The 22,990-nt window shown below is 35.1% G+C and carries 29 protein-coding genes; 25 read left to right on the plus strand and 4 right to left on the minus strand.

Going from position 1 to position 22,990, the window contains the following annotated elements:
• Positions 1-22: 22 nt before the first annotated feature.
• Both CDZ89_RS10515 and CDZ89_RS10520 read left to right on the plus strand, forming a co-directional pair.
• Positions 23-244 (plus strand): YozE family protein, encoded by a 222-nt coding sequence (locus tag CDZ89_RS10515; protein ID WP_406564886.1) that lies wholly within the window; start codon positions 23-25, stop codon positions 242-244.
• A gap of 223 nt (positions 245-467) precedes the next feature.
• A complete protein-coding gene (locus tag CDZ89_RS10520; protein WP_096154405.1) occupies positions 468-1,178 on the plus strand; it encodes a hypothetical protein in 711 nt (236 codons plus the stop codon).
• Here CDZ89_RS10520 and CDZ89_RS19670 read toward each other — a convergent pair.
• Entirely contained in the window at positions 1,164-1,325 is a 162-nt protein-coding gene (locus tag CDZ89_RS19670; protein WP_157842717.1) for a hypothetical protein, read from the minus strand. The two genes, CDZ89_RS10520 and CDZ89_RS19670, sit on opposite strands and share 15 nt — an antisense overlap.
• Positions 1,326-1,551: 226 nt before the next feature.
• Between CDZ89_RS19670 and CDZ89_RS10525 the strand changes: the two genes are divergently transcribed.
• Positions 1,552-1,719: a YozD family protein gene (locus CDZ89_RS10525; RefSeq protein WP_096154406.1), complete on the plus strand. Its 168-nt coding sequence runs from the start codon at positions 1,552-1,554 to the stop codon at positions 1,717-1,719.
• A gap of 290 nt (positions 1,720-2,009) precedes the next feature.
• On the opposite strand, the gene CDZ89_RS10530 is transcribed toward CDZ89_RS10525, so the two are convergent.
• Positions 2,010-3,086: a DUF2515 family protein gene (locus CDZ89_RS10530; RefSeq protein ID WP_096154407.1), complete on the minus strand. Its 1,077-nt coding sequence runs from the start codon at positions 3,084-3,086 to the stop codon at positions 2,010-2,012.
• Between the two features lie 117 nt (positions 3,087-3,203).
• Here CDZ89_RS10530 and CDZ89_RS19675 point away from each other — a divergent pair, with 117 nt between their 5' ends.
• Both CDZ89_RS19675 and CDZ89_RS10535 read left to right on the plus strand, forming a co-directional pair.
• On the plus strand, positions 3,204-3,356 hold the full coding sequence (locus CDZ89_RS19675; RefSeq protein ID WP_157842718.1) for a hypothetical protein: 153 nt from the start codon (positions 3,204-3,206) through the stop codon (positions 3,354-3,356).
• A 211-nt stretch (positions 3,357-3,567) separates the two neighbouring features.
• Entirely contained in the window at positions 3,568-3,882 is a 315-nt protein-coding gene (locus tag CDZ89_RS10535; RefSeq protein WP_096154408.1) for a YodL domain-containing protein, read from the plus strand.
• Between the two features lie 325 nt (positions 3,883-4,207).
• Here the strand turns inward: CDZ89_RS10535 and CDZ89_RS19940 are convergent, their stop codons facing one another.
• Positions 4,208-4,351, minus strand: coding sequence for a hypothetical protein (locus CDZ89_RS19940; protein ID WP_176483728.1), 144 nt, complete (start codon positions 4,349-4,351; stop codon positions 4,208-4,210).
• A 311-nt stretch (positions 4,352-4,662) separates the two neighbouring features.
• Between CDZ89_RS19940 and deoD the strand changes: the two genes are divergently transcribed.
• The 3 genes from deoD to CDZ89_RS10550 all read left to right on the plus strand — a co-directional run bounded on the left by deoD (position 4,663) and on the right by CDZ89_RS10550 (position 7,555).
• Positions 4,663-5,364 carry a purine-nucleoside phosphorylase gene (gene deoD / locus CDZ89_RS10540; protein ID WP_096154409.1) on the plus strand — a complete coding sequence of 234 codons (702 nt, stop codon included), beginning with the start codon at positions 4,663-4,665 and terminating at the stop codon, positions 5,362-5,364.
• Between the two features lie 134 nt (positions 5,365-5,498).
• Entirely contained in the window at positions 5,499-6,314 is an 816-nt protein-coding gene (locus tag CDZ89_RS10545) for a M15 family metallopeptidase (protein WP_100333677.1), read from the plus strand.
• 116 nt (positions 6,315-6,430) lie between these two features.
• Positions 6,431-7,555 carry a hypothetical protein gene (locus tag CDZ89_RS10550; RefSeq protein ID WP_100333678.1) on the plus strand — a complete coding sequence of 375 codons (1,125 nt, stop codon included), beginning with the start codon at positions 6,431-6,433 and terminating at the stop codon, positions 7,553-7,555.
• An 82-nt stretch (positions 7,556-7,637) separates the two neighbouring features.
• Here CDZ89_RS10550 and CDZ89_RS10555 read toward each other — a convergent pair whose 3' ends face one another.
• Positions 7,638-8,150 carry a spore coat protein gene (locus CDZ89_RS10555; RefSeq protein WP_096154412.1) on the minus strand — a complete coding sequence of 171 codons (513 nt, stop codon included), beginning with the start codon at positions 8,148-8,150 and terminating at the stop codon, positions 7,638-7,640.
• A gap of 109 nt (positions 8,151-8,259) precedes the next feature.
• Between CDZ89_RS10555 and CDZ89_RS10560 the strand changes: the two genes are divergently transcribed.
• From CDZ89_RS10560 to paaX, 17 genes are all read left to right on the plus strand, one after another.
• Positions 8,260-9,303 carry an LCP family protein gene (locus tag CDZ89_RS10560; protein WP_157842719.1) on the plus strand — a complete coding sequence of 348 codons (1,044 nt, stop codon included), beginning with the start codon at positions 8,260-8,262 and terminating at the stop codon, positions 9,301-9,303.
• A gap of 78 nt (positions 9,304-9,381) precedes the next feature.
• Positions 9,382-9,984, plus strand: a complete 603-nt coding sequence (locus CDZ89_RS10565) for an alpha/beta hydrolase (RefSeq protein WP_096154414.1) — start codon at positions 9,382-9,384, stop codon at positions 9,982-9,984.
• 129 nt (positions 9,985-10,113) lie between these two features.
• The gene (locus CDZ89_RS10570) at positions 10,114-10,455 is read left to right on the plus strand and encodes a YojF family protein (RefSeq protein ID WP_096154415.1); all 342 of its coding nucleotides are present in this window, start codon (positions 10,114-10,116) and stop codon (positions 10,453-10,455) included.
• 12 nt (positions 10,456-10,467) lie between these two features.
• Positions 10,468-11,133, plus strand: coding sequence for a bacillithiol biosynthesis deacetylase BshB2 (gene bshB2, locus CDZ89_RS10575; RefSeq protein WP_096154416.1), 666 nt, complete (start codon positions 10,468-10,470; stop codon positions 11,131-11,133).
• A 483-nt stretch (positions 11,134-11,616) separates the two neighbouring features.
• Positions 11,617-11,904, plus strand: a complete 288-nt coding sequence (locus tag CDZ89_RS10580) for a hypothetical protein (protein ID WP_141395202.1) — start codon at positions 11,617-11,619, stop codon at positions 11,902-11,904.
• Positions 11,905-12,071: 167 nt separating this feature from the next.
• Positions 12,072-12,626 (plus strand): GNAT family N-acetyltransferase, encoded by a 555-nt coding sequence (locus CDZ89_RS10585; protein WP_096154418.1) that lies wholly within the window; start codon positions 12,072-12,074, stop codon positions 12,624-12,626.
• A gap of 225 nt (positions 12,627-12,851) precedes the next feature.
• Positions 12,852-13,811: a 1,2-phenylacetyl-CoA epoxidase subunit PaaA gene (paaA, locus tag CDZ89_RS10590; protein ID WP_096154419.1), complete on the plus strand. Its 960-nt coding sequence runs from the start codon at positions 12,852-12,854 to the stop codon at positions 13,809-13,811.
• 23 nt (positions 13,812-13,834) lie between these two features.
• On the plus strand, positions 13,835-14,182 hold the full coding sequence (paaB, locus tag CDZ89_RS10595; RefSeq protein WP_096154420.1) for a 1,2-phenylacetyl-CoA epoxidase subunit PaaB: 348 nt from the start codon (positions 13,835-13,837) through the stop codon (positions 14,180-14,182).
• Positions 14,179-15,006: a 1,2-phenylacetyl-CoA epoxidase subunit PaaC gene (gene paaC / locus CDZ89_RS10600; protein ID WP_100333680.1), complete on the plus strand. Its 828-nt coding sequence runs from the start codon at positions 14,179-14,181 to the stop codon at positions 15,004-15,006. Before paaB ends, paaC begins: the two co-directional genes overlap by 4 nt.
• Before the next feature lie 71 nt (positions 15,007-15,077).
• Positions 15,078-15,569, plus strand: coding sequence for a 1,2-phenylacetyl-CoA epoxidase subunit PaaD (gene paaD / locus CDZ89_RS10605; RefSeq protein WP_100333681.1), 492 nt, complete (start codon positions 15,078-15,080; stop codon positions 15,567-15,569).
• Positions 15,570-15,778: 209 nt separating this feature from the next.
• The gene (locus CDZ89_RS10610) at positions 15,779-16,087 is read left to right on the plus strand and encodes an EthD family reductase (RefSeq protein WP_096154423.1); all 309 of its coding nucleotides are present in this window, start codon (positions 15,779-15,781) and stop codon (positions 16,085-16,087) included.
• Positions 16,080-16,859, plus strand: coding sequence for an enoyl-CoA hydratase/isomerase family protein (locus tag CDZ89_RS10615; RefSeq protein ID WP_100333682.1), 780 nt, complete (start codon positions 16,080-16,082; stop codon positions 16,857-16,859). Before CDZ89_RS10610 ends, CDZ89_RS10615 begins: the two co-directional genes overlap by 8 nt.
• A gap of 12 nt (positions 16,860-16,871) precedes the next feature.
• Positions 16,872-17,645: an enoyl-CoA hydratase-related protein gene (locus CDZ89_RS10620; RefSeq protein ID WP_100333683.1), complete on the plus strand. Its 774-nt coding sequence runs from the start codon at positions 16,872-16,874 to the stop codon at positions 17,643-17,645.
• A gap of 233 nt (positions 17,646-17,878) precedes the next feature.
• A complete protein-coding gene (locus CDZ89_RS10625; RefSeq protein ID WP_096154426.1) occupies positions 17,879-19,396 on the plus strand; it encodes an aldehyde dehydrogenase family protein in 1,518 nt (505 codons plus the stop codon).
• Positions 19,397-19,883: 487 nt separating this feature from the next.
• Positions 19,884-20,741, plus strand: a complete 858-nt coding sequence (locus tag CDZ89_RS10630; protein ID WP_096154427.1) for a 3-hydroxyacyl-CoA dehydrogenase — start codon at positions 19,884-19,886, stop codon at positions 20,739-20,741.
• A 26-nt stretch (positions 20,742-20,767) separates the two neighbouring features.
• Positions 20,768-21,976, plus strand: coding sequence for a thiolase family protein (locus CDZ89_RS10635; protein WP_096154428.1), 1,209 nt, complete (start codon positions 20,768-20,770; stop codon positions 21,974-21,976).
• 117 nt (positions 21,977-22,093) lie between these two features.
• Complete coding sequence (gene paaX / locus CDZ89_RS10640; RefSeq protein WP_096154429.1) at positions 22,094-22,969, plus strand: phenylacetic acid degradation operon negative regulatory protein PaaX; 876 nt, start codon at positions 22,094-22,096, stop codon at positions 22,967-22,969.
• Positions 22,970-22,990: the final 21 nt, after the last annotated feature.

The raw sequence follows: 22,990 nt of genomic DNA on the forward strand, positions 1-22,990 counted from the left end.
GAGAAAAAATAGGATGGTTTCCGTGAAAAAATCTTTTTATCATTATATTTTGAAATATCGACATGCACTAAAAAAAGATGAAATTAGTGAATTCGCTAACAACGTATACGATGATCATAGCTTTCCAAAAAACTCAACAAACTACAATGAGATTAGTGACTATCTAGAGTTTAACGGACATTATTTAAAAAGCATGTCCACTTTTGACATTGCATGGGACTTATACGAACTAGACGAAAAGTAACTTACCGATTACAGTAAGTTACTTTTTTGCATACTTTGTTCTTTAAAATATATTTTGAAATAACATTTAGTAGTTATTTTCCACTGCAGTATAACCTTACCTCGTGAACACATTCATTCGGTCAAAGTATTAGCAATTTTCTCTTTTTTTCATATACTAAAAATAAACCTACACATTCAGAACTCAAGTAGAGAATGTAAACATAATGTTTGGGGTGAAAAAAATGGCTAAAAGAGGAAGATCCAATAATGCAAAATTTAAAGTTGGTGACATCGTTGTCATAACATTATATGGAACTGTTGGGAAAATAACAGATATGAAAATGTTAGACGGTCAATTTGTATATGAAGTAAATAATAGCGAAGGACTATTCCAAGAAGAATCATTAGCCTACTTATCTGAATATGAAGGTAAAGTCTTAGTAACCGAAAAGTTAAACATTGAATATCGATATTTTATTGGTGATATAGTCAAAGTAAAAGGATATGGTAAGGAGCTTTTTAAAATAATTGGATTTCGAACGGAAATATGGCGCTACAAAGAAGATGCGTGGGAAGATACCATCTATGAATTAACCAGAATTTCAGATGGTGAGTGGCTAGAAGTAGCAGAAGAAGAAGTTACCTTAGTCATTCCACATGACAATAAAGAAATATTAATTCAAAAGTTTGGCTTAATGCATGTGTTAAACAAGGAAAAAACGAGCTTGGAGTTGCATAACCAAATGAATGGATCTAACAAATTTATTAAAAAAGATGATTTTCCACAAGAGCAGGCAAAAATCGTGGATGGACTACTAGATGTGTATAACGATTACAAAACGTTACATGACCTTTTTGGTGACAACGAATACAAAGAAGTAATGGACCTTGTTATAGAAAACTTAGAAAAATATTTAAATGGAAAAAAACAAAAATATTTAAGAGGAAAGTAAGTGTAGAAACCTAATAAATACTAGTACAAAAAAAGGAATACCTACAAACAATAATATTTTCACTAACACTTCACTTACTTTGTCTAATACTCTAGTAAAAAAGACTTCATCACTAAAGTGCTCTAATTTTTCTACTAACTGCTTCATTCTACATTTCCCCTTCCAGTGCTTGTCCAATGGTTTAATTCATTGTATGAAGAAGAGACGAAAATATTCCAAAATAAAATTTAAGTTTAAAGCAAAATAAAAACATATTTTTAAAAATATTACATAGATTTTCAATAATGGATGTTCTACTATTACGGTACGATATCTTTCTATCTATGGATGTTAAAACTTTTTCTTACTTTTAGAAAATTAAAGGGGTGGGGTTGTGAAAGAAATAGAAGTAGTAATTGATACTGATGAAATTGCCGAGTTCTTTTACAATGAATTAGTAAGAAGAGGTTTTGTTCCTTCAGAAACTGAGATTAGTGAACTTGCCGACATTACCTTTGATTATTTAATTGACAAATGTATTATTGATGAAGAAATGGAATAAAAGATTGAATAAAATAAAAAGCGACGAGTGCCTATCATTGCACTCGTCGTTTTTATTTTTATCATAAGAATACTAAAATGTTATTATAGGGAACTAACTGTTGTTGATAGCACGAGGTACTCGCTTTCCGGGGGTGTTAAAAAGGAAGGTTATTTTCACTATCGTGAAAAAACCAACTCCTCGGCCTATTGGCCTGCGGGGGTCTCCTTGACACACTTTTCCCGCAGGAGTCTCGCACCTCGTGCTCTCAACAACGGTAAACATACATTATCTAACGAATTCAATTACTTTTATATTTTCTCTAAGTATTCTTTTATTTTGCCGAAACCAGTTAACTTCAATAAGTTTTTTAAGTAAGAATCTGTAATATCATATTCAACTTTCTGTTCAAGTCTATTAAACAAGTCTAATGTTTCCGTATCTTTTTGAAACCAGTCTTCTATTTTCGGGATGGAATGAGTGTAAACTTTCCAAGCAGAAGGTATAGTGGGGCTATATACTTTCCCTATTGTTTTTGAAGTGGAAAATAGATTTGGGAAGTAATCTGTTCTAGAACCAGTATGAATATGGTTTTCAGCGAACAGTATTACACCATCCAAAACTATGTTATTTTTGAACAAGATGTTATATAGTTGTTTTCCTACATTTATTCTAGATGTGATATGATGAAAACGTGAAACGGTTACACCTGCTAACCGCACAGCATTATCAGTTTGAAAAGGTAATATTACTTTGGTAAACCCTAATCTTTCTTGAAGAGCAAACGGGATCGTATTTAAAACGTGCTCACTATAAAAGGGATTTTGAATTACTCTTTTTTCTATATAATTTTGTTCATTTATTATTAATGCATAAGTCAACATTTCCGAATTTTTTTGTTGAAAAAACAACTTCCATATTGGTTCCATAAAAGAAGATACCCCAAGCATCGGCAGCAAGTAAAAAAGACTTTTGTTTTCCATTTTAGATTGTTCATACAGTAAAAGTTGAGGATATGCATCATGAAAAATAAGATAGTTTGCTTTTTCTAAAAAGGAAAAATAAACTGAGGTTTCATTGTATGGTAAAAAGTTCGGAACAATACTTCCTTTTAGGTCAGTCATGTTCCAACCACCGTTTCTAGAGACCATATGTGCTAAAAAAGCCCAGTGAACTTCTGGATTTTTTTTATAAAAATTCCAATAAGCATTTGTTCTAGTTACATTATCTACATTATGTTTGGCTGTTTCCTGCTTGGCATGTAAAATAAACGTTTCTTCTTTTTTAGTGGCCGGTTTTTCTTGTGAAGAATGGAACCAATGTCCAACAATAAAGTCCCTTTCAACCCCTGTCAAAATAATATTGTTAGACACATTAGAATTGCTCATATGTGATCACCTCATTTCATTTTATGGCTCGATTGGAAATAAATGAGTGAGAATGCAGAGTTAAATCAAGCAAATAATAAATATGTAGCAATCAAATCATGAAAGGGGCCAGCTTAAATGGCACACAAACATAAAAATACAGCTGAACCAAAATCACGCTTTTTACAAAAGAAGCATAAAGAGGAAATAGCAGCTGAAACTGCTCCACATAAAGTAAAAGACGAGCCAGCACCAGGTAAAAAAGAACATAAAAAACATAAACAAAAATAATCGTACGTAACGACAACTAGCAGTTTGCTTGCTAGTTGTCGTTTTTTTATGTTTAAGTTTCCTTTCGACAAAAGAAGTTGAAAAAAGATAAAGGAATCGACACATGCTCTGTTTAATATAGATACATAAGTTAATTCATGACTACGGTTTGTATATTGAAAAATAAATTTCAGTTACTATTACACAGAAAATGGTCTAAGGGGTGAAGGGGATGTTGGCGTTTAAGCGATTTATGAAGATAGGTCCACTAACTTATGATGTTACCATTATGCAAACCCCTAAATATGGGGAAGACAAAGGCTATTCGCCCGTTTATCGTTTAGAGTTAATAGGGGATTGCCACGAAGAAGTACTTTCAAAAGTATATTCTCGATTTAATGTGTCAGATTTAAAGCCAAAAGATTTCACCGGAAGATATATTAGCACAGGGGATATTGTATTAATAGACGAAGGAACAGGTGGAATGACCTATTATCGATTAGAAGTTGGAGGATGGGTAAAAATAAACCGCGCGTGTATTAAATGATGAGACTGGGACAGAACTGAATTTTTTCTTAATAGCCGAACAATTAGTGTCTGGTTATCATACCGCAGATGATTGGAGTGCAAACCTTCGCTTTCCGCGGGCGGTAAAAAGGAAGGTTATTTTCACTACCGTGAAAAAACCTACTCCTCGACGCAAGCGCCTGTGGGGTCTCACTTAACACGCTTTCCCGCAGGAGTCTTCGGCTTGCACTCCAATTATCTGCTATATAGGTGTAAAAAACCGAATATTATCCCTGTATAATAACGATAAGGTTCGGTTTTTTTCTTAATTTAATATAGTTTTGTCCCAACCTCAATGTTTTTATTTACTCGTTATGTCCAGGACCATTTTTTCTCTTTTTTGCAGAATGTTCTTTTCCATGTGCAATATGTTCTGCTTCAATAACTTCTGGCGCAACATGGTTATTTTTCTTTTGACCGTTAATTCGATTACGATGTTTTTTACCCATAAGTATAACCTCCATTAATTAACTTTGTAATTTATCATTTTTAGATGAAGAAGGTGTGCTGTTTTCTTCATTGTTGTATTCGTTTCATTAGCATATTGAACAGCTTGTTGTAATTTCTTTTTAACTCGAAAATTCCTCCAAACTTTAAATAGTAAAGGAATGATTCATCCTTCTTCTATTATCTTTTTCATTAAAAGGTAAGTCATGCAAACCATATTTTTGATATATTATTGTTTTATTTTGGTCTTGCACGTAATGTATGGTATAGTATTGCTTGTTAAACCTATTGAACAGTTATAGGAGGAAAAAATATGAGTGTACATATCGGAGCAAAACAAGGTGAAATAGCGGAAACAATTCTACTACCAGGTGATCCGTTACGAGCTAAATATATCGCAGAAACATTTTTAGAAGATGCAGTATGCTATAACGAAGTTCGTGGGATGTTAGGATATACTGGTACTTATAAAGGCCATCGAATTTCTGTACAAGGTACTGGAATGGGTGTTCCTTCGATTTCAATTTATGTAAATGAATTAATGCAAGAATATAATGTTCAAAATTTAATTCGTGTAGGTACTTGTGGAGCAATCCAAAAAGACGTGAAAGTTCGTGACGTTATTTTGGCAATGAGTGCTTCCACTGATTCTCAAATGAACCGTATGACTTTTGGTGGTGTCGACTATGCACCAACTGCAAACTTTGATTTATTAAAGAGAGCATACGATGTTGGGGTAGAAAAAGGATTAAACCTTAAAGTTGGTAATGTTTTTACAGCTGACATGTTTTACAACGACAATGCCGAGTGGGAAAAGTGGGCTAAATACGGCATTTTAGCAATTGAAATGGAATCTTCTGCACTTTATACTTTAGCAGCAAAATATGGAAGAAACGCACTTTCTGTATTAACTGTAAGTGATCATATCTTAACAGGTGAAGAAACGACAGCTGAAGAGCGTCAAACAACATTTAGCGATATGATGGAAGTAGCATTAGAAGCAGTTATAAAATAATTACAGTTTTTTCAAAAGTTTAGCTAATAATGGCTAAACTTTTTTATTTTGATTACATTTCCGTCTATTTTTTTACTATACTTTCTATAGATGTTACACTTAATATAATATTTATTCTTATGACAGGTGATAACATGAAAAAAAAAGCCACTATGGCAGCTTTACTATTATTTTTAGCAGGTTGTTCATCTAATATGAATGACATTAACATTAAATTTTGGGAAAAAGGTTCTACTAGTGAATCTACGGATAGTGGGCTATCGAAAGAAGAAGATACTATTCAAGATGAAAAACTAGTAGAGGAGGAGGAACAAACAGGCTTTGCGTTCCGTCAAAATGACTTTACAGAGTTAAATGGAAATAACATGATTTTAAATCCTAGTAATGTTTTAGCTTTAGTTAATAAAGAACAATCTTTACCGAGTGATTATGTACCTAGTGATCTTGTGATTCCTAATGTTGGTTTTAGTTTCACTGGAGAATTTGAAAGAAATTTCATGCGAAAAGAAGCTGCAATACATCTTGAAAAGTTATTTAATGACGCACGTAAGTATGGAGTGGAGGTCTTTGCTGTTTCTGGTTACCGTTCCTATGAGCGACAAGACACTATTTATTCCAACAACATTAAAAGATGGGGAGAGGAACGTACTAATACTGTTTCTGCTGTCCCTGGGCATAGCGAACACCAAACAGGCTTAGCGATGGATATAACGAGTCATAGTGTAGGTTTACAATTAACGCAAGATTTTGGAGAAGTTGAAGAAGGTATTTGGATTAAAGAAAATGCCCACAAACACGGTTTTATTATTCGATATTTACAAGGAAAAGAAGAAATTACTGGGTATGAATATGAACCATGGCACCTACGATATGTAGGCGTAGATGCAGCAACGTATATTTTTGAGAACGGACTAACATTAGAAGAATTTTTCTATGAGACCCAAAATTAATTTTAAGAGTACCGATATTCGGTGCTTTTTTTATTGCAAAAATTTGGTTCTCATAATTTTTCAGGCCTGATGGAGAAAATAGAGGAATGAAAAAAGATGTTGGAGGTTTATAACATATGAAACGTTTGTGGATTTTTTTCATCATCCTTACAGTTTTTAACGTAGCATGTAATCCATATACTAGCTTCGCCTCTAAAAAGGAAGACAGTAAATACATGATGGTCATACAGACTTCGGAACATACTATTTATCGAACAGCAGAAAGCTTACACCCTGTTATTCAGAAGGCTATTGAAAAAGCTAATTGGACAAATAGTCCATATCCACCAGTTGCATCTGATTTTTTTATTGAGGTTGGAGATGGAAATATAAAATCAAAGCTAATTGTCAGTGAACAAGGATACATTATTGATAGTAAAGGTAAAAAAATTATGAAACAACTACCGTTTGAAGCTAGGGAGATGTTATGGGAGCAATATAAAAATCTACAAAAACAACATTACGGGGAAGACATAAGTTGGAACTCAGCCAATCAACTTCTACCGAAGTATAGCAGTTTTACTGTTTTAGACTTAGACACTGGAAATTCATTTCAAGTACAAAGACGAGCTGGTTCAAATCATGCGGATGTTCAGCCTTTGACGATCAATGATACAAAAAAGATGAAAGAAATCTATAAGGGCACCTGGAGCTGGGACAGAAGAGCCATTATCGCTGTAACAGAAAAGGGGAGATATGCAGCATCTATGCATGGAATGCCACATGGTGCTGGTGCGCTTCAAAATGGATTCCCAGGTCATTTTTGTATCCACTTTAACGAAAGTGTAACACACAAAACAAAGAAAATGGACTATGCCCATTCCATTATGGTAAAAAAAGCTTCAGGAAAATGGTTAGGATATACAAAAAGTTTAACTCCTATGGAAATGGTTGATGCATTTATCATTTCTGTAAATCAACATGACTTTTTTATTTTACATTCTTTGTTTGGAAAAGCAGACCGGGAAATACTAAAACAAAAAGAAAAAGTTGTAGAGAGCATTCTACACTTAAAGAGATTAAGCAATGAAGTACAAATGGATACTGACAATAAACTAGAAGCGATTGTCCCTGTTAAGGTCCATATTCATAAGCGCAGTGGAGCTAACTTAAAAGAAATAACATTCCGCTTTAACCGCGAAACCATCTTTGATCAATGGAACCTAGACCTCGAACACACGCTAAAACAAATAATCGACTAAACATTTCAATATTATTACAAGTGCCTGGCACTTGTAATAAAACTGAAACAAATAACTAATACCACTTTGGAAGTATGTGGTATTAGTTTTTATTTTTTGGTCGTTTTTGTTTTATATAATCTATAGGTATTTTCGTTATCGGGATATTTTGTTCTTTGGGGATTCTAATTTCTAAAACGCCATTCTTATAAATAGCTCTTGAGCCTGTAGCTTTAACAACTGACGGAAGGCTAATTGTATGTTTGTTACCGTTGTTAGGTATGTTTTCAATTACGCAAGTTGTGGTTGTATGATACGTTTTAAGGGAGAGAAGTTGTTGTTCGTTTGATATAGGAAACCTTACAAACACTTCGTCATGTGTTTCAAATACATTAGGTTGAAAGCCAACTTTTTTCTTCTTCTTAGAAGCTTGCACCTTATTAAGCAACTCAAATGATTGTTCAAAAAAGTCCGTAGAATTTATTAATGGAGAATTAGGTTGAAAGTTATTTTTCATTGCCTTGTTCATCATATTTTCTACATCTGATTGTTTAAAAATAGGAGAGTCTTTCATGTAGTCTTTAGGAAAAGGAAACATCTTATTCCACGGGAACATATTCATCACCACCTACATACAAAATATTAATTCACTAGTATCGTATTCAAAAGGAACACATTGGTTAAGAATAGAAACAAGAAACTTTTTTAAAAAAGGAGGGAAAAGTGTGAAGAGGTTGCTACTTTTATGTTTGGTTATTGTTATTTCAACTGCCACATATAAAATATATTATTCACCTCAAACAACTAAGCAGTATTTACAAGCTCCCGATGAATCAATTCAAAACAATTCATATAGCATTCATAAAACTCCTACTAAAGATTTATATATAACAGAACCTACCGAAAATGAACAACTTGAAGTACAACATCGCTTGATAAAGAAAAAAGAGAACCAGTTAACAGAAACCGGAAAAAATAAGAACCTACTTCTCATAGGAAGTGATACTCGATATGAAGATGATCGTGGTAGAGCGGATACTATTATATATGCGCAATATAGTCCGAACAATAAAAGTGTAAAATTTATCTCTTTTATGCGTGATAGTTATGTTGATATTCCTGGTTACGGAAAAAACAAACTTAACGCTGCGTATATGCACGGAGGTGCTCCATTATTAGCGGAAACCATCAGCAATAACTTCCCAGTTGTGATTGATCAAACCATACAAGTAGACTTTAATGGCTTTCAAAATCTCGTAACACTAGTAGCACCAGACGGATTAGAAGTAGATGTACCAGAAGAGCTAGCTGCCGAATTAAACATCGATTCAGGTATTCAACGATTACAAGCGAAATACCTTCTAGAATTTGTCCGTTTTCGTAATACTCCTGAAAGTGATTTCGGAAGAGTTAAAAGGCAACAACAATTTATTCAACAAGTAAAAAAGGAAGCAATTCATGAATTTTCTAGTATTAAAGGAATGATAAAGCTTCCCCAATTAATACGTCAAAGCTCTAAGTATGTAGAAACAAATCTTACTACAGCAGATTTACTAAATATGGCCTTTACATACATGCTTCATCCTGTAGAAGAATTAGAGACTTTAACTATTCCAATAACAAATGATGGCTTCACGGATCAATACTATGAACATGCTGGGCGTGTTTTAGAATTGAATTATGAAAAAAACATTACGGAGATACTAAATTTTTTAAATCCTAAAGAAGAGATTGTTGCAAGTGAATGTAATGCAGAGAAAGGGTTATAACTTGACGGACATTTAAAACGAAGGTAAACTTAATTTATCTTTAATTCGAGATAAATCAAGTTTAGGAAGGTGAAAAACATGAAGCATATATTTAATAAAGGAACGAATGACAACACCTTATTATTACTTCACGGCACAGGCGGTACAGAGCAAGACTTATTACCGTTAGCCAATATGATAGATGCAAATGCAAACGTATTAAGTATAAGAGGAAATGTGTTAGAAAACGGAATGCCTAGATTTTTTCGCCGTTTAAGTGAAGGTATTTTCGATGCAGAAGATCTTATTTTTCGTACAAAAGAGCTTTATGAGTTTATTAATGATGCGAGTATTCAGTACGGCTTTAATCGCGATAATGTTATTGCAGTTGGATATTCAAACGGAGCAAACATAGCTAGTAGTTTGTTATTCCATTATGAAAAAAGTTTGAAATCGGCAATATTATACCATCCAATGGTACCTAGAAGAGGGATAGACCTTCCAGATTTAACTCATGTTCCAGTATTTATAGGTGCAGGAAAAAATGACCCCATTTGTCCAGCACAGGAAACAGAAGATTTAAATGAACTATTAACAAATGCAGGTAGCAAAGTTGAAGTTTATTGGGAGTACCAAGGTCATCAATTAACGAGGTCCGAAGTAGAAGCCTCCAAAAAATGGTACGACTCAAATTTCAATTAAAATACCTTACATGGCAGCCGTATTAGCTGCCTTTTTATTTTCTTTAAGAGTCTCAATATTTCCATTTATTCTAACATTCCTATACAATAAGTTTAAAGAAGCTAAATTTCGGTTCGGAGGGTATTTTCCATGCAAGAAATAAATAAAACAGCTGTTCAAGAAGCTTTAAATAACTTTGCAAATGCACCAATGTTTCTCCACTTAGAAACAACAAATGGCGCATATGCTACTCATAACAAAACAGGCTTAACAGTAGGAGCTTTCATTCGCAATAATGAGCTTACATACGAAAACGGGAAAATCACTGGTAATGGGCCATTTCGAATTGGACTTAAATTAAAACATGGTTGGGTATATGCAGAAGGTATTACCCATTATGAAATAGACGATCATGACAGACTATTATTAGCTGGATTAAACCATGAAGGAAAATTAGCAGTTGCACTTCAGTTAAGTCCAACACCTTTTTAAGGAGAGAAAAAAATGCAGAAAAAAGAACACGTTCTTGTTGTATTTCCTCATCCTGATGATGAGGCATTCAGTTCATCAGGTACTATCATTCAACATACGCAAGCAGGGGTCCCTGTTACATATTTATGCGGAACACTCGGCCAAATGGGGCGAAATCTCGGAAATCCATTATTCGCTAACAGAGAAACGTTAAAGGATGTACGTAAAAAAGAATTATTAGATGCTTGTGAAATATTAGGAATAAAAGATGTAAGAATGTTAGGTTTACACGATAAAACATTAGAATTCGAGGAACCAAGCTATATAGCAAACATGATTAAAGAAGTTATTGCAGAAATAAACCCATCGTTAATCATTACGTTTTATCCTGAACACGGCGTTCACCCGGACCATGATGCTATGAGCAACGCGGTAATGCTTGCTGTTTCTTCTATACCAGAAGAGACTAGACCTGAAATATACGGAAAAGCAATCTTAAATAATAGCGTACAATTAATAGGTCCACCTGACATAATGATAGATATTAAATCAGTGGCAGAAGAAAAGCTAAAAGCAATAAAAGCCCACCTATCCCAAACAGGCGGATGGGTCGAAGAAATGGAAATGAAACTTAAAGCTAACTCACCAGAAATCGAAAACTGGCTATATAAAGAAACATTCTGGACTGTAAAAATATAAATAAAATACAAAAAGAGCAATCATATGTAACAGGTTTCGTTTTTCCCTCAAACATTATTAAGCTAAAACGCCCATCAAATTGATATATTTTGATGGGCATTTTCTGTTGATAAAGTTAGATTTATAGGTTTTTTGAGTGCAATTTAATATTTTAAATACTCAACAATTTGTAGGGTACAAGTGTATGTTCAAATTTATATATACTAATCTATATACAAAAAATACAGCAATAAAAAGATTTTACTGATTTTCTGTTTAAGTTTTCAAAACACTTTGGATAATTATGTTAAAATATGAAAAGCGATTGTATAGAGATGTAACTTAACTACACAGTTTAGTTGAAAATATGACCGTAAATCTAAGAATGGTTAACGCTTTTTAGTTGATGCTATATTAATTTCGAGGCAATTTTTTTCAATAATATTGAACTTTAAGAAAGGGTTGAGTAAAATAATAACTTTTGCAATTGTAGTTGTTAATGCTTTGATTATAAGTTTATTTATCATTGGTGTTATAATATCTAAAAAAAATTCATTTAAAGCAGGTGTCTATTCCTTTTTACTTTTACTAATTAACCAAATATATGGACTTATAGCTCCTTATATAATGAATTCAATGATAGACAATTATGAACCAACTAAAATGACGCTCGGAGAGTTCGTTTCACTTCTTTCTTTAATACCTAAAACAATAGAACTAATTGCAATTACGTTATTAGTAATTGGTCTGTACAAAATTTGGGCAGTTAACAAACAAACATACACATCATAGGTTTTAAACTATCAGGTGGGTTAAAAGAATAAACAAGAGACTTCTTTAACTGTTATTTTAACTCGTAATCCTATTGTGTTATTTCTCTATTATTTTCAAAGGAGGTAGCTGTATAAGATAGGGCTTTATAAGGTATTTAGACTTAATACTATTGATGGAGGATATACATGGACAAATTTCCAATCTTAGAAACAGAAAGATTAATATTGAGAGAAGTTACCCCAGAAGATGCTACTGATATGTTTGAATACTTATCAGATAAAGAAGTTGTCACAAGTATGGGGCTAGAGCCATACAAATCAGCAATTGATGTCCTAGTTGAAGAAATTAATTGGTACAAATCGATTGTGGAGGAAGGAACAGGTATTAGGTGGGTAATTACTAAAAAAGATAGTAATGTTGTTATAGGTAGTTGTGGTTTTCTAAATATGAGTCGCAAACATCATCGAGCGGAAATAGGTTTTGAATTAAACAAAGAATATTGGGGGCAAGGAATAGCTAGTGAAGCAGTTGAAGCAGTTATTCACTACGGTTATAAGAATTTAAATTTAGAAAGAATTGAGGCTATAGTTGACCCTCCAAATTTATTATCCCAAAAATTAATGGAAAAGCAGGGTTTTAGAAAAGAAGGCTTATTAAGGCGTTATGAATACAACTTCGGGAAATTTAATGATGTTTATATGTATTCATTGATCAGACAAGATTATAAGTCACAGATATAGTACGTTACTTACCACATAAGAATTTGCTCAGTTTAATGACTGGGCCATTTTTTATGCAAAAGACTGTGTTATTCAAGCGGTTGATTTTCCTCTATTTTTATTTTCTCGTATTTTCATAATGAAAAAGTTTAAAAATGTTTTATTTTCTGAACTTTCAGAGTTGAAAGTTATATAACATTATTATATAATGTCGTTAAATAAACGTTATAAACAGGAGGCGGTAAGATGGTACAATCAATTTCTTTTGACCGCTTAACAGAAGAAGAGAAGCAAAATCATTTTATGCAACGTATTGAAGCAGGAGAGAAAATCGAAGCGGACGATTGGATGCCTGAAGAGTACAGAAAGACGTTAATCAAACTAATTTCTATGCATGGAATCAGCGAAATAATGGGAGCGCTTCCAGAAAAAGAATGGGTACCTAAAGCTCCTTCATTACGAAGAAAATTAGGTATTATGGCAAAAGTTCAAGACGAAATGGGACACGGACAATTATTATTACGTGTTGCAGAGGACTTAATGGAGCCTTATGGCAAATCTCGTGAAGAAATTATGCAAGATTTATTCAGTGGAGATTTAAAATTTCATAATGTATTCCACATGGAAGCACCTACATGGGGAGATGCAGGTTTAATTGGTTGGTTAGTTGATGGGGCAGCAATTATATCCCAAACAAATATGCTTGATGCATCGTATGGACCTTACGCTAGAGCGTTAAAACGCATATGTGCAGAAGAGGTTTTCCATGCTCAACATGGTGAAGCAATTATTATGGCTCTTGCTGAAGGAACAGACGAACAAAAAGAAATGATCCAAGACTCCCTTAATAGATGGTGGGAAGCATTATTAATGTTCTTCGGACCAGGAGATGCTTCGACAACTGGTACTAGTAAACAAGACATTACGATGAAATATAAAATTCGTACAAAAAACAACGAAGAATTACGACAAGACTTTTTTACAAAATATGTTCCTCGTATCGTAAGCATTGGACTTAAAATACCTGATGAAACAATGCACTACAGTGAAACAGAAGAAAAATGGATATACCAACAGCCTGATTGGAATAAATTTTTACAAATCATTCGTAACAACGGACCTAAATCACAAGAACGTTTACGCTTACGAAAGCTTTCTTATGAGAATAACGAATGGGTTCGACTAGCATTAAGTACAGAGAAATAAAGTACAGATTGGGGGAGGGCCACTTGACAGGTAAAGGATTTTATCAAGAATTTGAAGTGTTTAGTAAGCGAAGCGATACAGCCCCAATGCAATATCAATTTAGTTTGCTTGCACCAAATCATGAAATTGCGCTAGTGATGGCACAAGAAAACTTTATGAGAAGAGAACCTGTAGCAGACATTTGGGTTGTGAAACGTTCTGACATTCGCAAAATGACGCAAGAAGAAAAGCAATCTTTGCCAAGATTAGATAATAAAGATTACCGCACTACAAAAGGCTACGGTTATTTAAAGAAAAAATGGCGTCATTATGAACAAGGAATGTTAGATGAAGAAGAAATCTTATCATGGGGAGGAAAGCTGAAAAAATGAAACTTTATACAACGGAAGAAGCAAATAATGATTCTGCCTATAAAGAAGCTTTACTCTCTTTGCTTTATCAACTAGCAGATGATGATTTAATTGTTGCATATCGTGGTTCAGAGTGGCTTGGTCTTGCACCACATATCGAAGAAGACGTGGCATTTTCATCTATCAGTCAAGATACAATGGGGCATTCTGCTATGTTTTATCAATTGTTAGAACAACTTGGCGAAGGAAATATGGACCACTTAGCGCATGCTCGTTCTGCAAAAGAACGCTATAACGCTATTATTCTAGAAGAAGTAAACGGTTCTGGAACATATTTAATAGAACCAAGATATGATTGGGCTTTTGCAGTTGTAAGGCATTATTTTTATACGGTAGCTAAAAAAATCCGCCTAGATTCGTTAAAAAATTCAAGCTTTGAGCCATTAAGACATGCGGCAGTAAAAGTGAATATGGAGCTTTATTACCACCAGCTTCACTGGAAAACATGGTTTATACAATTGTGTTTAGCAAATGATGATGCGAAAACAAGAATGACTCAAGCTATTGAAAAAGTATTAGCTGATTTTGATGGAGTACTCTCATTAGGTAGTAAAAAAGAGGAATTACAACAATTCGGTATTATTGAGCCTGAGGAAGAGCTAAAAACTAGATGGCTTTCTCAAATGAAGGAAATGTTTGAAAAAGCTGAATTAGACGTAACACTATTAAACAATCTTGCGATGAAGCGAGGAAATGGTAGAAAGCAAGAACATACTTCTGATTTAGAAGATGCAATCAAAACACTAGGTGAAGTGTATAATATGGATCCTGCGGCTATCTGGTAATACTAATAATAGATACACATATAATAAGAGGGGTGAAGGTTCATCTCTTATGGAACGATGGTGATTAAACTATGAGTAGCACAGAAAAACAACAAGTTGAATCCATGTTACAACAAGTAAAAGATCCTGAAATTGATTCTGTCAGTATTCTAGAGTTAGGAATGGTAGAATCTATCTCCATTCATGGAGGGAACGTAGACATCGAAATGCTACCAACGTTTGTCGGTTGTCCTGCATTAGAAATTATTAAGAAAAATGTTCAAGATGCAGTTATGAAACTACCATTCGTTGAAAAAGTAGAGGTTCACTTTATCTTTCATCCTCCATGGACATCTGAACGAGTAACAGATGTAGGTAGAGAAAACTTAAAAAAATTCGGCATTGCCCCTCCACCTATATTAAAAGAAGAAACAAGTGAATGGCACGTTAATTGTCCGTATTGTGATTCGACATATACAACACTCGATAACATTTTCGGGCCAACTGCGTGTCGTAGTATTTTATACTGCAAATCATGTAAAAATCCATTCGAGGCAATGAAACCAGTATCCACATTAATGTGAGGAATGAATAGATTAATAGATTTATATTAATCTAAATACATGAGTACGTAAATAAAGTATGTCTACTAAACGAAAAACGAATTTTTCACCTATTGTTAGTAAATTTTATTTTTAAAATTAAAATTCAATCCATATGCATTGGCAATAAGTTCGTTTTTCAATAAATGAAACGTAATTATAAAAAAATACATAACAAGGGAGTTTTAAGAATGATAAAATTAATCGCTTTATACAAACATCCAGAAAATAAAGAGGCATTTGACAAGCATTATTTCGAAGTACATGCACCGATTACAGAAAAAATTCCTGGTCTACAAAAAATGGAAGTAACAAAAGTAGTTGGTAGCCCCATGGGTGGCGAAGGAAAATACTATTTAATGTGTGAAATGTATTATGAGAGCCACGAAGCATTGAAAGCTGCAATGAAAACAGACGAGGCAAAAGCTTCTGGTAAAGACTTAATGAAGTTTGCAGGTGACTTAGTAACATTAATGATTGGTGAGGAAGTTAATGAATAATAATTTTGAACACATTATCACTTCTATTGAAGATGGTATTGGCAAAATTACGTTAAACCGACCAAAAGTATTAAATGCCATTAATCGAAAGATGGTATCTGAAATCCTTTTTGCAATGGAGTCCATGGACAATGACGAAGATGTACGTGTTATTGTCCTAACGGGCAACGGAAGAGCTTTTGCTGCTGGAGCAGATATTGATGAAATGGCAAATGCATCCGCAATGGATTTAGAGTTAACGAACCAATTCACTGATTGGGATCGTTTAGCTTGGATAAAAAAGCCGGTAATCGGGGCAGTTCAAGGTTTTGCTTTAGGTGGTGGATTCGAATTAGCACTATGTTGTGACATCCTATTTGCATCCCATAACGCAGAATTCGGATTTCCGGAGATTAATCTAGGTGTAATGCCTGGTGCAGGTGGAACTCAACGATTAACAAAACTTATGGGTAAAACAAAAGCAATGGAATGGCTATTCACAGGTGAAAGAATGAGTGCGAACGAAGCATTACATTACGGAGTAATCAATCGTATAATCTCGGATGAGTTATTACTTGCAGAAACGATGAAATATGCAAAAAAGATTTCGAAACAAGCACCATTATCTTTACGCCTTATTAAAGAGTCCGTATTGAAAGCTGTTGATTATCCTTTATACGAAGGAATGCAACACGAACGAAAAAATTTCTACTTATTATTTTCTTCTGAAGATCAAAAAGAAGGGATGAAAGCTTTCCAAGAAAGACGCCGTCCTAACTTCAAAGGGAAATAAGGGGGTATAAGCTTGTACGAAACGATTAAGTATCAAGTCAAAAACAATGTAGCATGGCTAACATTAAATCGACCGGATTCTCTTAATGCTTTTATTGCTCAGATGAATAAAGAAATTCAACTAGCCATTAAAAAATCAACTGTTGATGAAAATGTAAGAGCAATTGTCATTATAGGAGAAGGTAGAGCTTTTTGTTCAGGTCAAGATTTATCTGAAGTGACAGAATCAATGGATCATGGGGATGTTTTACGTAACAACTACGGCCCAATGATAAAAGAAATTGCTAATTGTGAAAAGCCTATTATCGCAGCAGTAAACGGTGTTGCAGCTGGTGCTGGTTTGAGCCTTGCACTGGCATGTGATTTTAGACTTTTATCTGAGAAAGCAACCTTCTTGCAAGCATTCATTCATGTTGGATTAATTCCTGACTCAGGTAACCTATATTATTTAACGAGACTAGTGGGCCAAGCGAAAGCATTAGAGCTTGCAGTATTAGGGGAGAAAATCTCAGCTGAACAAGCAAAAGCAATCAATCTAGCAACAAACGTGTTTCCAGTAGAAACGTTCATAGATGATGTGACGAATTTTGCTACTCGAATAGCTACTATGCCAACCAAAGCTATTGGACTTATTAAAAGAAGTGTAAAAGATAGTTATGAACTAACTTTTACAGACTATTTAGAACGCGAAGCACAAGGGCAACGTATTGCTGGTTTAACAACCGATCATCACGAAGGTGTGCAAGCCTTCATGCAAAAACGAAAACCTACGTTTAGTGGTAAATAAATGCGTAGTTAATTTTTATAAATAGTCTTGATCTTATAAATAAAAATTAGTTGATGTTCGCTGTAGTTGTGAGACTCCTGCGGGAATGCAGGGACATAGAAGACCCAGTAGAGGCTTTCGGCGAGGAGGCTTCCGGACCGCCCTCGGAAAGCGAGCAACTGCAGCGAACATCAACATTTAGCACCCTACATAAACGTTTCAGGGTAGCCTAATTCTTAAAGGGGATGAAATGAATGTCGACAGTTAAAGAAGAAAAATTCGCAACACTTTCAACGAAACGTGATACTTACCAATTAATTATAAACGGTCAACGCGTAGAAAGCTCCACAGGAGAAACCTTTACTACGTATAACCCAGCAACAGGCGAAGCAGTTGCAACAGTTGCAAAAGCAACGAAAGAAGACGCTGAAAAAGCAGTAGCAGCAGCACGTCATGCGTTTGATAACGGTAAATGGAAGCTTTTCCCGATCAATAAACGTTCAAGAATCATCAATAAAATTGCAGCGATTATGCGCTCTCGTTTTAATGAACTAGTAGAATTAGAAATTTTAGATACTGGTAAATCTTTAGCAGCAGCTCAAGGTCAAGTCATGCAAGCAATTGAAGACTTTGAATTTTACGCTGGTGCAATCGTTGGTCACCGCGGAACAGTAAATAACGTTCCTGGTCAATTCCAAAATATTGCAGAAAAAGAGCCTGTAGGGGTTTGTGCACAAATCATTCCTTGGAATTATCCATTAATGATGGCTGCTTGGAAAATAGCTCCTGCCATTGCTGTAGGTTGTTCGGTTGTAGTAAAACCTGCTACATTAACTCCACTTACAGCTATCGTTTTAGGGGAAATTTGTATCGAAGCTGGGGTTCCAGAAGGAGTAGTAAATATCGTTCCTGGTTCTGGTTCAGAAGTTGGTAACTACCTAGTAGAACATCCTCAAGTAGATAAAGTAGCGTTTACTGGTTCTACACCTATCGGTAAAGACATTATGGCAAAAGCTTCCAAAACATTAAAGCGTGTAACTTTAGAGCTTGGTGGAAAATCTCCGAATCTAGTATTTAACGATGCTGACATCGATGCTGCAGTAGACGGTTCATTATTCGGTATTTTCTATAACACTGGTCAATCTTGTGAAGCAAGATCACGCCTATATGTACAAGAAGATATCTATGAAGAATTCCTAGAGAAGTTTGTAGAGAAAGCGAAAAAACTTCAACTTGGCGATCCATTCGCAAAAGAAACACATATTGGAGCGATTATTAACGAAGATCAGCTAAAAACAATCGATTCTTATGTTCAATCTGCAAAAGAAGACGGCGCTACAATCGCATTAGGTGGTAAGGTCGCTAAGGTGGAAGGACATGAAAATGGATATTGGTATGAGCCAACTATTATTACAAACGTAAATCATGACATGAAAGTAGTAAATGAAGAAATCTTCGGACCAGTAGTAGTAGTGATGCCATTTAAAGATGAGAAGGAAGCAATCAAACTAGCAAACGATAGTGAATATGGCTTAGGTTCAGCTGTATGGACAAAAGATCATGGTCGCGCAACTCGTGTTGCGAAGAAGATTCAAGCAGGAATCGTAATGGTTAACTGCCCATTCTCTGCATTCCCTGGTACACCGTTTGGTGGCTACAAACAATCTGGCTTCGGTCGAGAACTATGTATCGAAACACTTGATCTATATTCAGAAACGAAGAGTGTGATTTCCTACTTTGGAAATCGTCCACTAAACCCGTTCGGTATCTAATAAAGCAATACCAGTAACGAGCACTCTATCCATTGAGTGCTCGTCTCATTTCTATTCTTAGGTTGTCTAATGAATATTTTAAATAAAACCTTGTCCGTTCCTTTCCGCTGCAGGCACTCGCTTTCCGCGGGGAGCGACGTGAGCCTCCTCGGCGTTCCGCCTGTGGGGTCTCACGCTTCGCTCTACTTCCCGCAGGAGTCGAGTGCCTTCCGCTCCAATACACTCTAGGTTTTAAATAAATTGTTATTCAACAATAAAACCTTTAAAAACAAAGTATTCTGTTTTTAAGTTTCTATATAACATAGAAACTTATTAACTCTCTAGCTGTTGATTGTAGTGCAAGTTGGAGACTCCTGCGGGAGAAGCGGGGAGCGGGAGACCCCACAGGCGAAGCTGAGGAGGCTCCCGGCCCGCCCGCGGAAAGCGGAGACTTGCGCTACAATCAACAGCGTTATTTAACAAAATCAAATGGAAAGGGGATTAACAAATGATTCAAAATATCGTCGTCATCGGTTCTGGTGTAATGGGACGTGGAATCGCCTATGTAAGTGCTCTTGGCGGCTTCCAAACAACACTAGTAGACATAAATGAAGAACAACTAAACAGCGCTAAAACAGAAAACAATAAAGTATTTCAAAAGGCAGTAGAAAGAGGCAAACTCTCTGAAGAGAACGTGAACTCCGCAATCCAAAGATTAAGCTACTCTATTGATATAGAAGATACATACAAAAACGCTGACTTAATAATTGAAGCCGTCCCTGAAAAAGTAGAAATTAAAAAAGCTGTTTTTGAACAAATGGAACAGTTTGCAAAAGAAACGTGCTATTTTGCGACAAACACTTCCACAATGAGTCCAACAGAGATTGGTAGTTTTACAAAACGTCCAGAAAAAGTAATTGCTATGCACTTTTTTAATCCAGTTCATAAAATGAAACTAGTAGAAATTGTTCGAGGATTAGAAACGAGTGATGAAACTGCTGCTGTAATAAAAGAAGTTGCAGAACAAATGGGCAAAGAAACAGTAGTTGTAAACGAATTTCCTGGCTTCGTAACTAGCCGTATTAGCGCATTAGTCGGTAATGAAGCATTTTATATGCTACAAGAGGGCGTAGGAACACCAGAAGAAATAGATAAAGCTATAAAACTTGGTTTAAACTATCCAATGGGACCATTTGAACTCGGAGATTTAGTTGGTTTAGATGCACGGTTAAACAATCTTAAATATTTACACGAGAAGCTAGGGGAAAAATACCGTCCTGCACCATTACTAGAAAAGTATGTAAAAGCAGGAAGACTTGGAAGAAAGTCCGGTAAAGGTGTTTACGATTATTCAGATAGAACTTAATAGCTTACTAGAAAGGAGCACTAAAAATGAGAGAAGTTGTCATTGTTGACGCAGTAAGAACTCCAATTGGCAGGTATAAAGGAGCATTAAAAACTATAAGACCAGATGATTTAGGTGCTGTAGTCATTAAAGGCTTATTAGAAAGAAACGACAAAGTGAATCCACTAGATATTGAAGAAGTAGTTTTTGGAAATGCCAATCAAGCGGGTGAAGACAACCGTAATGTGGCTAGAATGTCAGCCTTACTTGCAGGTTTACCTGTAGAAGTAGGTGGAACGACTATCAATAGATTATGTGGTTCTGGTCTTGATGCCGTAAACTACGCAGCACGAGCGATTATGGTTGGCGAAGGAGATATTTTTATAGCTGGTGGAACAGAGAGCATGACTCGTGCTCCATTTGTTATGGCAAAACCAGAAAGCGATTACCCTCGTGGAAACATGGAGATGTTTGATACAACAATCGGTTGGCGTTTTACAAATCAGTTACTAAAAGATATGTACGGAACGGATAGTATGCCAGAGACAGCGGAAAATGTAGCAAAACGCTTTGACATTACTAGAGAAGCACAAGACGAGTTTGCTTTTAACAGCCAACAAAAAGCAAAAGCTGCGATGGAAATGGATCGATTTAAAGAAGAAATCGTACCTGTAACTTTTAAAGATCGAAAAGGTAACGAAATAATTGTAGAAGTAGATGAACACCCTAGACCAACTACCACATTAGAAAAACTCTCGTCATTAAAGCCATTGTTTCCTGGTGGAACGGTAACGGCTGGAAATGCATCTGGTGTAAACGATGGGGCATCTGCATTACTATTAATGAGCGCAGAAAAGTGTAGGGAACTTGGATTAAAGCCTTTAGCGAAATATGTATCATCTGCAACTGCTGGACTTGAACCATCTATTATGGGAATTGGTCCAATTTTCGCTTCACAAAAAGCATTAAATAGAGCTAACCTAACTGCTGAAGATATTGGATTAGTGGAATTGAATGAAGCATTTGCTTCACAATCTCTTGAGTGTATCAAACAACTTGAATTAGATGAAGCAAAAGTAAATGTAAACGGCGGAGCCATCGCATTTGGCCATCCGCTTGGAGCAAGTGGTGCTAGAATACTAACGACATTAGTACATGAAATGAACAAACGTAACATTAAATACGGTCTTGCTACAATGTGTATTGGCGTAGGACAAGGTATCGCTACCATCGTTGAAAATTGTATCGAAGAGTAACATCAGACTTAAAACAAATAGAATATATCACACCTTCTGTTACTAAAGCAGAAAAGTGTGATATATTATTGTATGGTCCATTCTATAAATCTAGCTGCAACAAAGGATGTAAAGAATATGAATACAAGATCAATGATTTTTACGATATATGGTGATTATATACGTCATTACGGAAACAAAATATGGGTAGGTAGTTTAATCCGCCTATTAAATGAGTTTGGACACAACGATCAAGCTGTACGTGCCGCTATTTCTAGAATGAATAAACAAGGTTGGGTACAAGCAGAGAAAAAAGGGAATAAGAGCTACTATTACTTAACAGAGCGAGGAGTCGCTCGTATGGAAGAAGCGGCTAAACGTATCTTCAAACTGAAAAATGATGAATGGGATAATAAATGGCGGATCTTAATGTATTCCATTCCAGAAGAAATTAGAACAGTAAGAGATGAGTTAAGAAAAGAACTCATTTGGAGTGGATTTGGCACTCTATCTAACAGCTGTTGGATTTCTCCTAACGCATTAGAAAATCAAGTGAATACGCTAATACAAAAATATAATATTTCTAATTATGTAGACTTTTTTGAAGCAGAATATAAAGGGCCTGAAGAGAACATCCGTTTAGTAGAAAAAAGTTGGGATTTAGAAGATATTAATGCGAAATACCAAACATTTATTCAAGAATATAGCCAACTTTATATCATTACAAAAAGTAAAATTCAAAAAGGTAACATGTCAGATGCAGAATGCTTTGTAGAAAGAACGAAACTGGTTCATGAGTATCGAAAGTTTTTGTTCGTTGATCCTGGCTTGCCAGAAGAGTTATTACCAAATCAGTGGTTAGGTGCTCACGCAGCTTCGTTATTTAGTGATTACTATAAAGAATTAGCTGAACCTGCATCTCGTTTCTTTGAACAAGTGTTCCAAGAAGGTAATGAGCTAAGCAATAAAGATAAAAAGTACGATGTTATGACGCATCCATATATATTAGAATGAATAAAGCGCTAAAACAAGAGC

It is taken from the genome of Bacillus alkalisoli (assembly GCF_002797415.1).
GTDB classification, from domain to species: Bacteria; Bacillota; Bacilli; order Bacillales; family Bacillaceae_I; genus Bacillus_CD; species Bacillus_CD alkalisoli.

Bases quoted from the DNA above. Each gene is read 5' to 3' on its own strand.
- CDZ89_RS10585 (WP_096154418.1), top strand. From the start codon at position 12,072: ATGGACAAATTTCCAATCTTAGAAACAGAAAGATTAATATTGAGAGAA.
- CDZ89_RS10615 (WP_100333682.1), top strand. From the start codon at position 16,080: ATGAATAATAATTTTGAACACATTATCACTTCTATTGAAGATGGTATT.
- CDZ89_RS10555 (WP_096154412.1), bottom strand. From the start codon at position 8,150: ATGTTCCCGTGGAATAAGATGTTTCCTTTTCCTAAAGACTACATGAAA.
- CDZ89_RS10625 (WP_096154426.1), top strand. From the start codon at position 17,879: ATGTCGACAGTTAAAGAAGAAAAATTCGCAACACTTTCAACGAAACGT.
- CDZ89_RS10635 (WP_096154428.1), top strand. From the start codon at position 20,768: ATGAGAGAAGTTGTCATTGTTGACGCAGTAAGAACTCCAATTGGCAGG.
- paaA (WP_096154419.1), top strand. From the start codon at position 12,852: ATGGTACAATCAATTTCTTTTGACCGCTTAACAGAAGAAGAGAAGCAA.
- paaD (WP_100333681.1), top strand. From the start codon at position 15,078: ATGAGTAGCACAGAAAAACAACAAGTTGAATCCATGTTACAACAAGTA.
- CDZ89_RS10550 (WP_100333678.1), top strand. From the start codon at position 6,431: ATGAAACGTTTGTGGATTTTTTTCATCATCCTTACAGTTTTTAACGTA.
- CDZ89_RS10630 (WP_096154427.1), top strand. From the start codon at position 19,884: ATGATTCAAAATATCGTCGTCATCGGTTCTGGTGTAATGGGACGTGGA.
- paaX (WP_096154429.1), top strand. From the start codon at position 22,094: ATGAATACAAGATCAATGATTTTTACGATATATGGTGATTATATACGT.
- CDZ89_RS10545 (WP_100333677.1), top strand. From the start codon at position 5,499: ATGAAAAAAAAAGCCACTATGGCAGCTTTACTATTATTTTTAGCAGGT.
- CDZ89_RS10535 (WP_096154408.1), top strand. From the start codon at position 3,568: ATGTTGGCGTTTAAGCGATTTATGAAGATAGGTCCACTAACTTATGAT.
- CDZ89_RS10520 (WP_096154405.1), top strand. From the start codon at position 468: ATGGCTAAAAGAGGAAGATCCAATAATGCAAAATTTAAAGTTGGTGAC.
- CDZ89_RS19940 (WP_176483728.1), bottom strand. From the start codon at position 4,351: ATGGGTAAAAAACATCGTAATCGAATTAACGGTCAAAAGAAAAATAAC.
- CDZ89_RS19675 (WP_157842718.1), top strand. From the start codon at position 3,204: ATGGCACACAAACATAAAAATACAGCTGAACCAAAATCACGCTTTTTA.
- CDZ89_RS10610 (WP_096154423.1), top strand. From the start codon at position 15,779: ATGATAAAATTAATCGCTTTATACAAACATCCAGAAAATAAAGAGGCA.
- CDZ89_RS19670 (WP_157842717.1), bottom strand. From the start codon at position 1,325: ATGAAGCAGTTAGTAGAAAAATTAGAGCACTTTAGTGATGAAGTCTTT.
- bshB2 (WP_096154416.1), top strand. From the start codon at position 10,468: ATGCAGAAAAAAGAACACGTTCTTGTTGTATTTCCTCATCCTGATGAT.
- deoD (WP_096154409.1), top strand. From the start codon at position 4,663: ATGAGTGTACATATCGGAGCAAAACAAGGTGAAATAGCGGAAACAATT.
- CDZ89_RS10530 (WP_096154407.1), bottom strand. From the start codon at position 3,086: ATGAGCAATTCTAATGTGTCTAACAATATTATTTTGACAGGGGTTGAA.
- CDZ89_RS10565 (WP_096154414.1), top strand. From the start codon at position 9,382: ATGAAGCATATATTTAATAAAGGAACGAATGACAACACCTTATTATTA.
- paaC (WP_100333680.1), top strand. From the start codon at position 14,179: ATGAAACTTTATACAACGGAAGAAGCAAATAATGATTCTGCCTATAAA.
- CDZ89_RS10570 (WP_096154415.1), top strand. From the start codon at position 10,114: ATGCAAGAAATAAATAAAACAGCTGTTCAAGAAGCTTTAAATAACTTT.